A 13159-nucleotide genomic window follows, 5' to 3' on the forward strand; every position below is an offset into this window, starting at 1 on the left:
TTGACGGTGCCATGAATGACCTCAAGACGTACGACGTGCGCACGCACGGCTGCCAGATGAACGTCCACGACTCGGAGCGCCTCGCGGGGCTCCTCGAGACGGCGGGCTACGTCGACCTCGCCAGCGTGCCCGCTCAGGAGCGACCGGCCACCGCCGACGTCGTCGTGTTCAACACGTGCGCCGTGCGCGAGAACGCCGACAACAAGCTCTACGGCAACCTCGGGCAGCTGCGTCCCGCCAAGACGGCCAACCCCGACATGCAGATCGCCGTCGGCGGCTGCATGGCCCAGAAGGACCGCGCCAGCATCGTCCAGCGCGCGCCGTGGGTCGACGTCGTCTTCGGCACCCACAACATCGGCAGCCTCCCCGCTCTGCTCGACCGGGCCCGCCACAACAAGCGCGCCGAGGTCGAGATCCTCGAGTCGCTCGAGACCTTCCCGTCGACCCTCCCGACCCGACGTGACTCCGCGTACGCCGCGTGGGTCTCGATCTCGGTCGGCTGCAACAACACCTGCACGTTCTGCATCGTGCCGAGCCTGCGCGGCAAGGAGACCGACCGCCGGCCGGGCGAGATCCTCGCCGAGATCCAGGCGCTCGTCGACCAGGGCGTCGTCGAGATCACCCTGCTTGGCCAGAACGTCAACACCTACGGCGTCGAGTTCGGCGACCGCCTCGCGTTCGGCAAGCTGCTGCGGGCCTGTGGCGAGATCGAGGGCCTCGAGCGCGTGCGCTTCACCAGCCCCCACCCGGCTGCGTTCACCGACGACGTCATCACCGCGATGGCGGAGACGCCCAACGTCATGCCCAGCCTGCACATGCCGCTCCAGTCCGGCTCCGACAAGGTCCTCAAGGACATGCGGCGGTCCTACCGGAGCGCGAAGTTCCTCGGCATCATCGACCGCGTCCGCGAGCAGATCCCCGACGCCGCGATCACCACCGACATCATCGTGGGCTTCCCCGGCGAGACCGAGGAGGACTTCGCCGAGACGCTGCGCGTCGTCGAGCAGTCGCGCTTCTCCAGCGCCTTCACCTTCCAGTACTCCATCCGCCCCGGGACCCCGGCCGCGACGATGGAGGACCAGGTCCCCAAGGCCGTCGTCCAGGAGCGCTTCGAGCGTCTCGTCGCCCTCCAGGACGAGCTGTCGTGGGCCGAGAACCGCGCGATCGAGGGCCGCACCGTCGAGGTGCTCGTCGCGCCGTTCGAGGGCCGCAAGGACACCGAGACCTCCCGGATGAGCGGTCGCGCCAAGGACAACCGCCTCGTGCACTTCTCGGTCCCCGAGGATGGGGACCGGCCGCGCCCGGGCGACGTGGTGAGCGTCGACGTCACCTATGGCGCGCCGCACCACCTCGTCGCCGACGGTGCTCTGCACGGCGGGACGTATGCCGTGCGTCGCACCTCCGGTGGTGACGCGTGGGAGTCGCTCCAGGACGCGCCCGTCCCCGGCAAGCCCTCGGTGAGCCTCGGGATGCCCTCGATCGGCAAGCCCGCAGCCGCGCCGGTGAGCGCCCCCGCCTGCGACATCTGACCGGGATACCGGATCCAGGGGGCACCGCCGACCGCTCCTGACACGCGAAGGCCCCACCACGCTCACGTGGTGGGGCCGTTGCGCTGCGGGTCAGGCCGGGGGAGGCGGCGTCGCGTCGCCCCGCTCGCCGATCCTGTCGTCGAGGGCGTCGCGTCCCTGCTCCACCCGGTCGGCGTCGACGCCCCTGCTCTCGGCGAAGTCGCCCGCCCGGTCGAGACCCTGGTCGCTGTACTCCTCGACCTTGTCGGCGTGCTCCTCCGCCAGCTCACCGACCTTGTCGCTGTGATCGGCGATGAAGTCCTTCGCCTTGTCGAACATGCTCATGGTCGCTCCTCACCTCGTCGGACACGGACGGTTCCACTGTGCCGCACCCGTCGCGTCCCGTGGACCCGGAGGCGCGGGCCATCTCCGGTGATCTGAGAGAATCGGAGCATGACGATCCGCCCCATCACCATCACCGGCGAGCCGGTGCTCCACCGACGTGCCGAGCCGGTCGAGGTCATCGACGACGGCATCCGCGAGCTCGTGGCCGACATGTACGAGACGATGGACGCCGCCCGCGGTGTCGGTCTCGCGGCGCCGCAGGTCGGGGTGGGGCTGCGGATCTTCACGTGGCAGATGGACAACCACGATGGCATCCCGGCGCGGGGCGTCGTCATCAACCCGTTCGTCTCCGCGAGCAAGCCGGCCGTGGGTGACCCCGACCCGCACGAGGAGTCCGAGGGTTGCCTGTCGGTGCCGGGTGAGTCCTTCCCGCTGCGGCGTGGCGAGAGCGCGACGCTCACCGGTCTGGACCTCGACGGCAACGAGATCTCCTACACCGCGACCGGGTGGTTCGCCCGCATGTTCCAGCACGAGTACGACCACCTCAACGGCTTCCTCTACGTCGACCGCCTCCAGGGCAAGTGGGCCCGCAAGGCCAAGAAGGCCGTGAAGTCCCACGAGTGGGGCAAGCCGGGCCTCACGTGGATGCCGGGCCAGGACCGCGACCCGTTCGGCCACGACGACGTCGACGAGGACGAGTTCGAGGCAGAGGGCGGGCACGCCGAGGACCACACCCGGTCCGAGGACGAGCTTGCCCGCTGACGCCCCGGGCGGGAGCCCGCTCGTCGTCGCGGTCGTCGGGCCCACTGCGAGCGGCAAGTCCGAGCTCGCCCTGCGGGTCGCGGAGAGGGTCGGTGGCGAGGTCGTCAGCGCCGACGCCATGCAGCTCTACCGCGGCATGGACATCGGCACCGCGAAGCTCCCGGTCGCCGAGCGCAGGGGAGTGCCGCACCACCTCATCGACGTCCTCGACGTCACCGACGAGGCGACGATCGCCCGCTACCAGGTCGACGCCCGCGCCTGCATCGACGACATCCGTGCCCGCGGTCTGCACCCCGTCGTCGCGGGCGGGTCCGGTCTCTATGTCCGGGCCGCACTCGACCACCTCGACATCCCGCCCACGGACCCCGACGTGCGCGCGCGCCTCGAGGCGGCCGCGCAGGAGCGTGGTGGTGACGCCATGTATGCCGTCCTCACCGAGCGCGATCCCGTTGCGGCACAGGCGATCGAGCCCCGCAACGTCCGTCGTGTCATCCGTGCCCTCGAGGTCGTCGAGATCACCGGACGGCCGTTCAGTGCCTCCATGCCCGAGCGGCGCCACCTGCACCCGACGGTCACCGTGGGGCTGCGCCCGCCGCGCGACGTCCTCGACGAGCGCATCGACCGCCGCGTCGAGCAGATGTGGCGCGACGGTCTCGTGGACGAGGTCCGCGCACTCGTGCCCCACGGCATACGGGAGGGGCGGACGGCCTCGCGCGCGCTCGGCTACGCGCAGGCGCTGGCCGAGATCGACGGCACGATGGGCGCTGCCGAGGCGCAGGCCGAGACGGCGCAGCTGACCCGTCGCTACGCGCGCCGGCAGGAGTCCTGGTTCCGCCCGGACCCGCGCACGTGGTGGGTCGACCCCACGGCCGAGGGTGCCCTCGACGAGGCGCTCACCCATGTCGAGAACGCCATCGCGGACAATGGCTGACATGTCAGAGCTGCGGTTCACCAAGGGGCACGGCACCGAGAACGACTTCGTCGTCGTGCCCGACGTCGACGCGCGCCTCGACCTCGACGCCGACCTCACGCGACGTCTTGCCGACCGGCACGCCGGGGTGGGTGGCGACGGGGTCATCCGCGTCGTGCCCACCGCCGCGGCCATCGACGAGTCCGTGCGTGCGATGGCCGACCGGGCGCCGTGGTTCATGGACTACCGCAACGCCGACGGCTCGGTCGCCGAGATGTGCGGCAACGGCACCCGGGTCTTCGCGGCCTACCTGCGTCGCGAGGGTCTCGAGACGGCAGACGAGTTCGAGATCGCGACGCGCGCGGGCATCAAGGGCATCCGGTTCGAGGGCGACGTCGTCGCGACCAACATGGGCCGGTGGCACCTGCCCGAGGAGGAGAGGGCGCGGGCCGACGGCTTCGACGCCCTCGTCCACGTCGTCGGGCACGGCGACCCGTGGTCGGCGCTCTCGGTCGACATGGGCAACCCCCACACCGTCGTCGCGCTGCCCGAGGGCGTCGACCTCGACGGGCTCGACCTCCTGCACGTCCCCGAGGTCCGACCAGTGCCGCCGCACGGCACCAACGTCGAGTTCGTCCGGATCGTCGGGCCGGCCCACATCGCGATGCGCGTGCACGAGCGCGGCGTGGGCGAGACGCGGTCGTGCGGCACGGGTGTCTGCGCCGCCGCGCTGGCGACGAGCTTCTGGGCCGGTGAGGCCGAGCCGACCCAGGACTGGACCGTCGACGTCCCGGGTGGTCGACTGCGCGTCCGTGCCCTGCCGCACCACGAGGTCGAGCTCGCCGGGCCGGCCGCGCTCGTGGCCGACGGCATGATCGACCTGTCGAGCCTCTGACCCGACGGCGCACGGCCCACGCCCGCCGGCGTCAGGCGGGACGGACCTCGAGGACGCGGAAGCCCTTGCTCGACGCGAGCCGGGCACACGGCATACGCAGCTCTGCCTCGATCCACCGCTGGAGGCTGTCGGAGCCGAGGTTCTTCTGCACGACGAGGTAGGCCCTTCCGCCCGGTGCCAGCCGAGGCAGCCAGAGCCGGAGCAGATCGTGCAGCGCGGCCTTGCCGATGCGGATCGGGGGGTTGGACCAGATGAGGTCGTATGCCGTCCCGTCCGCGACCGCCTCCGGCGTCACCGCGCGGACGTGGCTCAGACCCAGGGCCTCGGCGTTGCGGTTGGTGAGGTCCACGCTGCGCTCGTTGACGTCGACCGCGACGACGTCGGCGTGGGTCGACAGCATCCCGAGCGTGAGCGCGATCGGGCCCCATCCGCAGCCGAGGTCGAGGAACCGTCCCGAGGGTGGGGGAGCGGGGACCTCCTCGAAGAGGACCGCCGTGCCCTTGTCGAGTCCTCCGGGGCTGAAGATGCCCGGGGCGACCTCGACGGTCACGCGCCGGCCGGCCAGGGTGACGTCGAGTGGGCGGCGCTCGTCCGGGGTGGCCGGGTTGGCGGTGAAGTAGTGCTCGCGCGAATCCGTTCGCCCCGAGTCGGTCATAGGTGAGACCCTAGACGGAACATGACTGCACGACACGACTACCTTTCCGGCCAGGCCGAGGCCCTCTCCGACGACGCCTTCGACGACGACGGCTTCCTGACCGAGGCCGACGGCGACGAGGCGAAGCCCTCCGCCCTCTACGACGGTGACCAGCTCGAACGCGAGGAGCGCGCTGCGCTGCGCCGTGTCGCCGGTCTCTCCACCGAGCTCGAGGACGTCACCGAGGTCGAGTACCGCCAGCTCCGTCTCGAGCGGGTCGTCCTCGCGAGCGTGTGGTCCGAGGGGACCCTCGTCGACGCCGAGAACTCGCTGCGCGAGCTCGCCGCGCTCGCCGAGACCGCTGGCGCCGAGGTCCTCGAGGGCCTCATCCAGCGCCGCCAGAAGCCCGACACCGCGACCTACCTCGGCAAGGGCAAGGCGCAGGAGCTGCGCGACATCGTCGTGAGCGAGGGCGCCGACACCGTCATCTGCGACACCGAGCTCGCACCCTCCCAGCGGCGTGCGCTCGAGGACGTCGTCAAGGTCAAGGTCATCGACCGCACCGCCCTCATCCTCGACATCTTCGCCCAGCACGCCAAGAGCCGTGAGGGCAAGGCGCAGGTCGAGCTGGCCCAGCTCCAGTACCTCCTGCCGCGCCTGCGCGGCTGGGGTGAGTCGATGTCGCGCCAGGCCGGTGGCCAGGCGGCCGGCGGCCAGGGCATGGGCTCGCGCGGTCCGGGTGAGACCAAGATCGAGCTCGACCGCCGACGGATCAACACCCGTGTCGCCAAGCTCAAGCGCGACATCGCGGGGATGAAGACGCACCGCGACACCAAGCGTGGCAGCCGTCGCGCCAACGGCATCCCGAGCGTCGCGATCGCGGGCTACACCAACGCCGGCAAGTCCTCGATCCTCAACCGGCTCACCGGTGCCGGCGTCCTCGTGCAGAACCAGCTCTTCGCCACGCTCGACCCCACGGTGCGGCGCAGCGAGACCCCGGACGGGCGCGAGTTCACCTTCGCCGACACCGTCGGGTTCGTCCGCCAGCTGCCCCACCAGCTCGTCGAGGCGTTCCGCTCGACCCTCGAGGAGGTGGCCGACTCCGACCTCCTGCTCCACGTCGTCGACGGCGCCCACCCCGACCCCGAGGGCCAGATCTCGGCCGTGCGCTCGGTGCTCGCCGACGTCGACGCGACCGACGTCAAGGAGATCATCGTCGTCAACAAGGCCGACATTGCCGACCCTGAGGTCGTCGACCGGCTGCTGCGCCACGAGAAGCACGCGGTGGCCGTCTCGGCGCGCACCGGTGCCGGTCTCGACGAGCTCCGGGCGCTCATCGCCGACGAGCTCCCGAGCCCCGACATCGACATCGAGGTGCTCCTGCCCTACGGCCGTGGCGACCTCGTGAGCCGGATCCACGACGAGGGCGAGATCCTCGCGAGCGAGCACGTCGGCGAGGGCACGCGCGTCACCGCGCGGGTCAACGCCGACCTCGCCGCCGAGCTCACGGCATACCGTTCCTGAGTGATGGCCGACGTCGGGGTGGAAAAGATGTCCCTGCGCGCCCCGACGCTGCTCACCCGTCGGCTGCGCCTGCGTCCCGTCGTCGCGGGTGACGCCGACGCGCTCTTCGACCTGCTGAGTGACGCCCACGTCCTGCGCTACTGGGACGAGCCGCCGTGGACCGACCGCGCGTCGGCGTCACGGTTCGTCGAACGCAGTGACGCGCTGGCCCGGTCGGGCAGCGGTGTCCGCCTCGTCGTCGAGCGGCTCCAGGACGGGGAGTTCCTCGGGTGGCTCAGCCTGACGGGGTGGAACCCCGACTTCCGCAGCGCCTCCCTGGGCTTCGCCTACACCGAGGCGAGCTGGGGTCACGGGCACGCGACCGAGGCTGCGAAGGCGCTGCTGGAGTGGGGCTTCGCGACGTGGGACCTCAACCGGGTGCAGGCCGAGGCCGACACCCGCAATGTCCCGTGCGGGAGGGTCCTCGAGAAGCTCGGCTTCGTGCGGGAGGGGACGCTGCGCGAGGACTGCATCGTCGACGGGGTCGTCTCCGACTCGTGGGTCTACGGGCTGCTGCGTCGCGACGTGGAGGCCGCCCTCAGTCTTGCGAAAGGTTCGCAATAAGGTGTCCGTATGCCGTCCCCGAACGTCGTCGAGACCACCCGCCTGATCCTCCGGCCACCGACCGAGGCGGACCGCGACGCCTGGGTGCAGCTGCACCGCGACCCCCGGACCTACTGGCACGCCCCGCACGCGATGTCGCAGACCGACGACGACGCGGCGGCCTTCCTCGAGCGGACGCTGGCGCACTGGGACGAGCACGGCTTCGGTCTCTGGCTGGCGCTGGACAAGGTCACCCGCGAGGTCGTCGGCGTGTGCGGGCTCAAGGACGTCGAGGGTGCCTTCCTCAACCTCTACTACCGGCTCGTCTTCGTGGGGCTCGGGCACGGTCTGGGGCGCGAGATGTCGCGCGCCTCGGCCGCACACGCGCTCGAGTTCCTGCCCGCCCTCCCGGTGCGCGCGCTCGTCAAGGAGGTCAACATCCCGTCGGTGCGGACCGCTCTCGGCACCGGCTTCGAGCGGGTCGGCACCAGGGTGCTGCACGACGACCTGCCGGACGAGCCGCCGTCGACCGTGTTCGAGTCGCCCCGGGTCGAGGCGGTGACGACGTTCGACGCCGCCGCCCGCGAGCAGGTCCTCGACCTCTGGGTGCGTACCAATGACGCCGGCGGCTCGGTCGGCTTCCTCCCCGGCGCACCCCGCGACTCTGTCGACGCGGCGCTGCGGGCGCACGAGGACTCGATGGCGGCAGGCTCGACCGTCGCCGTCCTGCTCCGCTCCGCCGTCGACGCCCGGGTCCTCGGGACGTCCTTCCTCGAGCGGGGGTCGAACCCGCTGCTCGACCACACCCGCACCGTCTACCGGGTCATGACCGATCCCGACCGGCGCGGCCAGAACCTCGGCCGGCTCCTCATGGCCGCCACCCACCGCGTCGCCCGCGAAGCCGGAGTCGAGATCCTCAGCCTGGGGGTGCGCAGCGGCAGCGGGCTGTCGAGGTTCTACGGCTCGTGCGGCTACGTGGAGGCGGGGCGTGTGCTCGGTGCCATCCGCGTCGCGCCCGGTGAGGAGCGCGACGACATCACGCTGACCCGCCGGCTCGACGACCGCACCCTCATCCCCGACCTGCGCGGCTGAGGGCGCCTCCGTCGCTTTTCGTCGCGATGGGGTGCAAGGGGTCGGAATCGAGTCAGGATCAGCTGGGTGGCGGCCGCTCGGCGTCGTCCGTCAGGTTGGCGATGCCGGTTGCGGTCACCAGGCACAGCCGCTGGACGTCGATGCTCGTGACGTAGTCCTCGACACGGTCGAGGAAGTATCGGGTCGTGGGCTGCGACTCGTGCTCGGCGAGGGCGTCTTCGCTGCTGTAGAGCTCGTAGAAGATGCGGACGTCGGGCTCGCCGTCGAGCGTGTGCACCGCGTAGGCCAACGTGCGGGGCTCGTTGTCGGCGATACCCGCCACGGTGTCGCGCATCAGTGCGTCGAAGGCCTCGGCCCGGCCGGGCCTGAGCGCGAACCGGACCACCAAGCCGAACTGGGACATGCGCACCTCCTCGGTAAAAGCTGACTCTCCCACGCCGTGGCACTGCGAACATGCTGAAGAGGGAGACCGCCAAGCCGGGAGCAGAGATCAGCGCTACGAGCACCCGCGCGATCCGCGGCATGAGCAGTCCTTAGCTGAAGAGGCGCCTCAGACGAGTATCTGTGTGTGCCACGAGCTCAGGGGTCACTGTGCCTACTCCGCCCGACGCCAACCAGTCAGCCCAAACCTCGTCCAAGGCTTCTTGAGCGGTCGCGTACGTTGGCGGTGGACGAAGCAGCCAGATTCGGCCAGCAGGGCGCGGAGGGAGACCCACATCGTGCAGTAGAGCGTTGATGTCGGCTTCCAGCTCGGCGTACTCAGCCGTGGTCCACGGCAGACGCTCGGTGCGCCCGTCGCTCCAGGCCCTCGTCATGTGTCTGACCCGAACATCGCGGACCCAACTTCGCTCCCGCGCGGGCCAGATCGCTGGGATGAAGCACCACAACGGCGCCTCATGCGCCGGCCGGAAGCCCGAGGAACGTGCGGCTTGGACCTCCAGAACGTCCTCAACCGAATCCGAATAGACAGGCTCCCACGGCAGGCCGCTCGACCCGAAGGACCCCTCAGGATCGTCCACGCCCCAGTCAGGTTCCACCATGGCGAGATCTTTCCACGCGCAGAGGTTGCGACAGGCCCATGGGAAGGATGCTGACGCTTCGTTGCACCGGAATGCGGCAGAAGCGGATGTTCGGGCTGCTCACAGCGGATGTCGCTTGCGGCCCAGCGCCGCACAAGTCATGGATGATGCACACGTGAGTTCGGGATATGTGGTCACTGAGGACGTCGCCGGTCGAGTCGACTTCGACGTCCGAGCCGAATGGTCCCCCGTCTTGCGAGATGCCTTCATGGGAAGCGGTGCAGACGGGCTGATCGCCAACTACGCTCGCGGCTTCTCCGGAAGAGATATCAACTTCGTCCGCGATCTGCCCCTCCGCCGACTCAACATCTTGGATCGCGGGATCTCCGATCTGACGCCCATTCACGACCTCGGCGGCAGCCTTGAAGAGTTACGCGTTCAGTCAGCACCCGGCTCCCACATCGATCTCGCACTGCTCCCTGGTTTGAAGGTCCTGTCCTGCGCGTGGGCGCAAGTATCGAGTTCGATCGACCGGGCTGAACATCTCGAGGAGCTTTTCCTCAGCCCCTACGCCGAAGCGGACCTCTTACCCCTCAAGCATCTGACCTCATTGCGAACGCTTGGGATGAAGCAAAGACCACGTGTGCGCTCGCTGGACGGCGTCGAGGCCATGCCGTGGCTAGCCCGTCTCGGAATCTATGGCGCACCTCTAGAAGACATCTCAGCCCTGCGCCGCCTAAGTTCACCCGTCCTCAGCCGACTCGACCTTGCCTCGTGCCCTCGCTTAGCCTCACTAACGGACCTCAGCGCACTCATAGGCCTGCGAGAGCTTGACGTGAGCGAGAGCGGCAGTCTCGACAGCCTCCTCCCGATTGGCGGGCTGGCACGCCTCGAGCGGCTCTACCTGTACGGCTCGACCACCATCGCCGATGGAGATCTAACGCCTCTTCTGTCCATGACTCACATGCGTGACCTACGCATGATGAACCGCCGCCACTACCGCCCGACGGTCGACGGCGTACGCATGCGACTTGGTCTGAGCGAATAGCAACACCTCCTCCTCGACGGCAGTGCAACGCCCCCAAAGGCAGTTCAGGCCATCCGAGACACCGCCGATGCATTTACCGGAACTCGGCAGATCCGGACGTTCGCTGCCAGATGGCGCCTCTCCAGCGGCTGGCGTAGCGGACCATGCGCTGCTTTACGGCGTGGGGCGCTCGGAGCCACATATGGACCCGAGCACCCGCACCTTCGCGCAGAGGTCTCCGTGCATCCGGGTTGGTCAGAGCCGCCGAACAGCAGTGGCGGCGATGACGAGCTCGCCCGAGGCGTCGCTGGCGTCGAGGTCGACGACGGCCTCGATGCCCCAGTCGCGGTCGTCCGCCGGGTCGGCGAGGACCTGGCGGACGCGCCAGATGCGGTGCTCGCTCTCGTCGTCGAGGCCCGGGACGACGTCGGTGGCGGGCTCCACCTGGAGCAGCTCAGGACCGCGGGCGTCGGCATCGGTGCCGATGGTGCCGTGCTCGTCCCAGTAGGCGCCGAGTGCGACGTCCCAGGCGTCGAGGTCCATGACGCGGGTGCGACCGTCCTCGGGGACGGCGGCCGAGTCGGCCTCGAGCCGGGCGAGCGCCTCGATGTCGTCACGCTCGGCGAGCTCGACCCGTCGCCACATGGCCTGGCGCACCATCGCGCGAAAAGCCCTGTCGTTGGCCGTGATCGGGCGCGGCGGGGGTGGGGCATCGCCGTGGGCAGCGGCCGCGTTGCGCACCGACTCGGGATCGGTGAGGGCGGCCCACTCGTCGATGAGGGAGGAGTCGGTCTGGCGGATCGTCTCGCCCAGCCACTCGATGATGGTGTCGAGCTCCTCGCCGCGGTGCACCTCGGGCACGGTCTGGCGCAGCGTCCGGTAGGCGTCGGAGAGGTAGCGCAGCACGACACCCTCGGAGCGGGTGAGCCCGTAGCGGCGGATGAGGTCGCCGAAGCTCATCGCCTGCTCCCACATCTCGCGCACGATGCTCTTGGGGTCCAGGGCCTCGTCCGGCAGCCACGGGTGCGTCTGCCGGTAGGTCTCGTAGGCCGGCTCGAGCATGTCGAGGAGCGGCCGGGGCCAGGTGATCTCTTCGACGATGGCGGTGCGCTCGTCGTACTCAACACCCTCGGCCTTGAGCTCGGCGATCCGCTCGCCCCGTGCCGCCCACTGCTGGGCCCGCAGCACCGGGCGCGGCGAGTCGAGGACGGCCTCGACCACGGAGACGACGTCGAGGGCGTGGGTGGGGGAGTCGGGGTCGAGGAGGTCGAGCGCCGCGAGGGCGAAGTGTGCCAGCGGCTGGTTGAGCGCGAAGTCGGCCGGCAGGTCCACCGTGAGCTCGACGGTGCGCCCGTCGGCGGCAGGCTCGGGCAGGCGCACGACCACCCCGGAGTCGAGAAGCGACCGCCCCAGCCGGATCGCCCGTCGGGCCAGCTTGGCCTGACCGACCAGGGACTCGTGGTTGTCGCGGACGAGGCGGCTCACGGCGGCCACGGGGTCACCGGGTCGGGCGATGAGGTTGAGGATCATCGCGTTGTCGATGCGCATCTTCGACGTCAGCGGCTCGGGCTCACTCGCGACGAGCTTGTCGAAGGTCTGCTCGGTCCAGACGATCGACCCCTCGGGCGGCTTGCGGCGCTGGACCTTGCGGAGCTTCTTGGGGTCGTCGCCGGCCTTGGCGATGTTGCGCTCGTTCTCGATGACGTGCGGCGGCGCCTGGACGATGACCGAGCCACTCGTGTCGAACCCCGCGCGGCCGGCGCGGCCGGCGATCTGGTGGAACTCGCGCGACCGGAACACCCGGTCCCGCTGCCCGTCGAACTTCGCGAGCCCGGTGAACAGCACCGTCCGGATGGGGACGTTGATGCCCACGCCGAGGGTGTCCGTGCCGGCGATGACCTTGAGCAGTCCGGCCTGCGCGAGCTGCTCGACGATCCGCCGGTAGCGGGGGAGCAGCCCGGCGTGGTGCACGCCGATGCCCCGGCGCAGCAGCCCGGACAGCGTCTTGCCGAAGCCGGCGGCGAACCGCACCGGAGCCAGCCGTTCGGCGATTGCGGACTTCTCCTCCGGCGTGAGCAGCTTGAGGGTGATGAGCGAGGCGGCGTGCTCGGCAGCGAGCTGCTGGGTGGGGTGCACGACGTAGACCGGCGCCTGGTGGGTCGTGACGATCTCCTCGACCATCTCGGCGAGCGGCGTGAGCGACCACGTGAACGACAGCGGCACGGGGCGCTCGGCGGTGGTCACGAGGGCGACGTCGCGGCCCGTGCGGCGCTCGAGGTCCTCGCTGATCGTGCTCATGTCGCCGAGCGTGGCCGACATGAGCAGGAACTGTGCCTGCGGCAGCTCGAGCAGCGGCACCTGCCAGGCCCAGCCGCGCTGGCCGTCGGCGTAGTAGTGGAACTCGTCCATGACGACGAGCCCGACGTCGGCCGACGAGCCCTCCCGCAGGGCGATGTTTGCGAGCACCTCGGCGGTGCAGCAGATGATGGGGGCGTCGGCGTTGACGGCGGCGTCGCCCGTGAGGAGGCCGACGTTCTCGGCGCCGAAGACGTCGCAGAGCGCGAAGAACTTCTCGTTGACGAGGGCCTTGATCGGCGCGGTGTAGAAGCTGACGCGGTCACCGGCGAGGGCGGCGAAGTGGGCGGCGACCCCGACGAGCGACTTGCCGGACCCGGTCGGGGTGGCCAGCACGACGTTGCGTCCCGACACCACCTCGATGACGGCCTCGTCCTGGTGGGGGTACAACGCGATCCCGGACTCCTCCGCCCAGGCCGCGAAGACGGCATACAGGGTGTCGGGATCGGTCGTGACGGACGTCAGGGCGCGCTCGGCCAGCGGGTGCGAGGTCATTGCCGTGCATC

At 70.2% G+C, this 13159-nt stretch carries 13 protein-coding genes; 8 read left to right on the forward strand and 5 right to left on the reverse strand.

Annotated features, from left to right (window positions below):
- The first annotated feature begins 11 nt into the window (after positions 1-11).
- Entirely contained in the window at positions 12-1529 is a 1518-nt protein-coding gene (miaB, locus tag KLO01_RS14505; protein ID WP_147066396.1) for a tRNA (N6-isopentenyl adenosine(37)-C2)-methylthiotransferase MiaB, read from the forward strand.
- A gap of 90 nt (positions 1530-1619) precedes the next feature.
- Here miaB and KLO01_RS14510 read toward each other — a convergent pair whose 3' ends face one another.
- The gene (locus KLO01_RS14510; protein WP_147066398.1) at positions 1620-1853 is read right to left on the reverse strand and encodes an antitoxin; all 234 of its coding nucleotides are present in this window, start codon (positions 1851-1853) and stop codon (positions 1620-1622) included.
- Positions 1854-1961: 108 nt separating this feature from the next.
- Between KLO01_RS14510 and def the strand changes: the two genes are divergently transcribed.
- The 3 genes from def to dapF are packed head-to-tail and all read left to right on the forward strand — an operon-like array spanning position 1962 to position 4420.
- Positions 1962-2615, forward strand: coding sequence for a peptide deformylase (gene def, locus KLO01_RS14515; protein ID WP_147066400.1), 654 nt, complete (start codon positions 1962-1964; stop codon positions 2613-2615).
- Positions 2605-3546, forward strand: coding sequence for a tRNA (adenosine(37)-N6)-dimethylallyltransferase MiaA (miaA, locus tag KLO01_RS14520; RefSeq protein ID WP_147066402.1), 942 nt, complete (start codon positions 2605-2607; stop codon positions 3544-3546). Before def ends, miaA begins: the two co-directional genes overlap by 11 nt.
- A complete protein-coding gene (gene dapF / locus KLO01_RS14525) occupies positions 3539-4420 on the forward strand; it encodes a diaminopimelate epimerase (RefSeq protein ID WP_147066404.1) in 882 nt (293 codons plus the stop codon). Before miaA ends, dapF begins: the two co-directional genes overlap by 8 nt.
- A 31-nt stretch (positions 4421-4451) precedes the next feature.
- Here the strand turns inward: dapF and KLO01_RS14530 are convergent, their stop codons facing one another.
- On the reverse strand, positions 4452-5075 hold the full coding sequence (locus tag KLO01_RS14530; protein WP_147066406.1) for a class I SAM-dependent methyltransferase: 624 nt from the start codon (positions 5073-5075) through the stop codon (positions 4452-4454).
- Between the two features lie 21 nt (positions 5076-5096).
- On the opposite strand from KLO01_RS14530, the gene hflX reads away from it, so the two are divergent.
- The 3 genes from hflX to KLO01_RS14545 are packed head-to-tail and all read left to right on the forward strand — an operon-like array spanning position 5097 to position 8252.
- A complete protein-coding gene (gene hflX / locus KLO01_RS14535; protein ID WP_147066408.1) occupies positions 5097-6578 on the forward strand; it encodes a GTPase HflX in 1482 nt (493 codons plus the stop codon).
- A gap of 3 nt (positions 6579-6581) precedes the next feature.
- Positions 6582-7181, forward strand: a complete 600-nt coding sequence (locus tag KLO01_RS14540; protein ID WP_246136248.1) for a GNAT family N-acetyltransferase — start codon at positions 6582-6584, stop codon at positions 7179-7181.
- A gap of 9 nt (positions 7182-7190) precedes the next feature.
- Positions 7191-8252 (forward strand): GNAT family N-acetyltransferase, encoded by a 1062-nt coding sequence (locus KLO01_RS14545; protein WP_147066410.1) that lies wholly within the window; start codon positions 7191-7193, stop codon positions 8250-8252.
- Positions 8253-8310: 58 nt separating this feature from the next.
- Here KLO01_RS14545 and KLO01_RS14550 read toward each other — a convergent pair whose 3' ends face one another.
- Together KLO01_RS14550 and KLO01_RS17590 are read right to left on the reverse strand one after the other, a co-directional pair.
- Positions 8311-8655, reverse strand: a complete 345-nt coding sequence (locus tag KLO01_RS14550; RefSeq protein ID WP_147066412.1) for a putative quinol monooxygenase — start codon at positions 8653-8655, stop codon at positions 8311-8313.
- 130 nt (positions 8656-8785) lie between these two features.
- On the reverse strand, positions 8786-9292 hold the full coding sequence (locus KLO01_RS17590) for a DUF5956 family protein (RefSeq protein ID WP_222611988.1): 507 nt from the start codon (positions 9290-9292) through the stop codon (positions 8786-8788).
- Positions 9293-9446: 154 nt separating this feature from the next.
- On the opposite strand from KLO01_RS17590, the gene KLO01_RS14555 reads away from it, so the two are divergent.
- Positions 9447-10319 carry a leucine-rich repeat domain-containing protein gene (locus KLO01_RS14555; RefSeq protein WP_147066414.1) on the forward strand — a complete coding sequence of 291 codons (873 nt, stop codon included), beginning with the start codon at positions 9447-9449 and terminating at the stop codon, positions 10317-10319.
- A gap of 234 nt (positions 10320-10553) precedes the next feature.
- Here the strand turns inward: KLO01_RS14555 and KLO01_RS14560 are convergent, their stop codons facing one another.
- Positions 10554-13148 carry a DEAD/DEAH box helicase gene (locus KLO01_RS14560; protein WP_147066416.1) on the reverse strand — a complete coding sequence of 865 codons (2595 nt, stop codon included), beginning with the start codon at positions 13146-13148 and terminating at the stop codon, positions 10554-10556.
- Positions 13149-13159 lie beyond the last annotated feature (11 nt).

Origin of the sequence: Knoellia locipacati, assembly GCF_007992835.1 — a bacterium.
GTDB classification, from domain to species: domain Bacteria; phylum Actinomycetota; class Actinomycetes; order Actinomycetales; family Dermatophilaceae; genus Knoellia; species Knoellia locipacati.

Bases quoted from the DNA above. Each gene is read 5' to 3' on its own strand.
- def (WP_147066400.1), top strand. From the start codon at position 1,962: ATGACGATCCGCCCCATCACCATCACCGGCGAGCCGGTGCTCCACCGA.
- KLO01_RS14545 (WP_147066410.1), top strand. From the start codon at position 7,191: ATGCCGTCCCCGAACGTCGTCGAGACCACCCGCCTGATCCTCCGGCCA.
- KLO01_RS17590 (WP_222611988.1), bottom strand. From the start codon at position 9,292: ATGGTGGAACCTGACTGGGGCGTGGACGATCCTGAGGGGTCCTTCGGG.
- KLO01_RS14550 (WP_147066412.1), bottom strand. From the start codon at position 8,655: ATGTCCCAGTTCGGCTTGGTGGTCCGGTTCGCGCTCAGGCCCGGCCGG.
- KLO01_RS14540 (WP_246136248.1), top strand. From the start codon at position 6,582: ATGGCCGACGTCGGGGTGGAAAAGATGTCCCTGCGCGCCCCGACGCTG.
- KLO01_RS14530 (WP_147066406.1), bottom strand. From the start codon at position 5,075: ATGACCGACTCGGGGCGAACGGATTCGCGCGAGCACTACTTCACCGCC.
- KLO01_RS14510 (WP_147066398.1), bottom strand. From the start codon at position 1,853: ATGAGCATGTTCGACAAGGCGAAGGACTTCATCGCCGATCACAGCGAC.
- hflX (WP_147066408.1), top strand. From the start codon at position 5,097: ATGACTGCACGACACGACTACCTTTCCGGCCAGGCCGAGGCCCTCTCC.
- KLO01_RS14560 (WP_147066416.1), bottom strand. From the start codon at position 13,148: ATGACCTCGCACCCGCTGGCCGAGCGCGCCCTGACGTCCGTCACGACC.
- dapF (WP_147066404.1), top strand. From the start codon at position 3,539: ATGGCTGACATGTCAGAGCTGCGGTTCACCAAGGGGCACGGCACCGAG.
- miaB (WP_147066396.1), top strand. From the start codon at position 12: ATGAATGACCTCAAGACGTACGACGTGCGCACGCACGGCTGCCAGATG.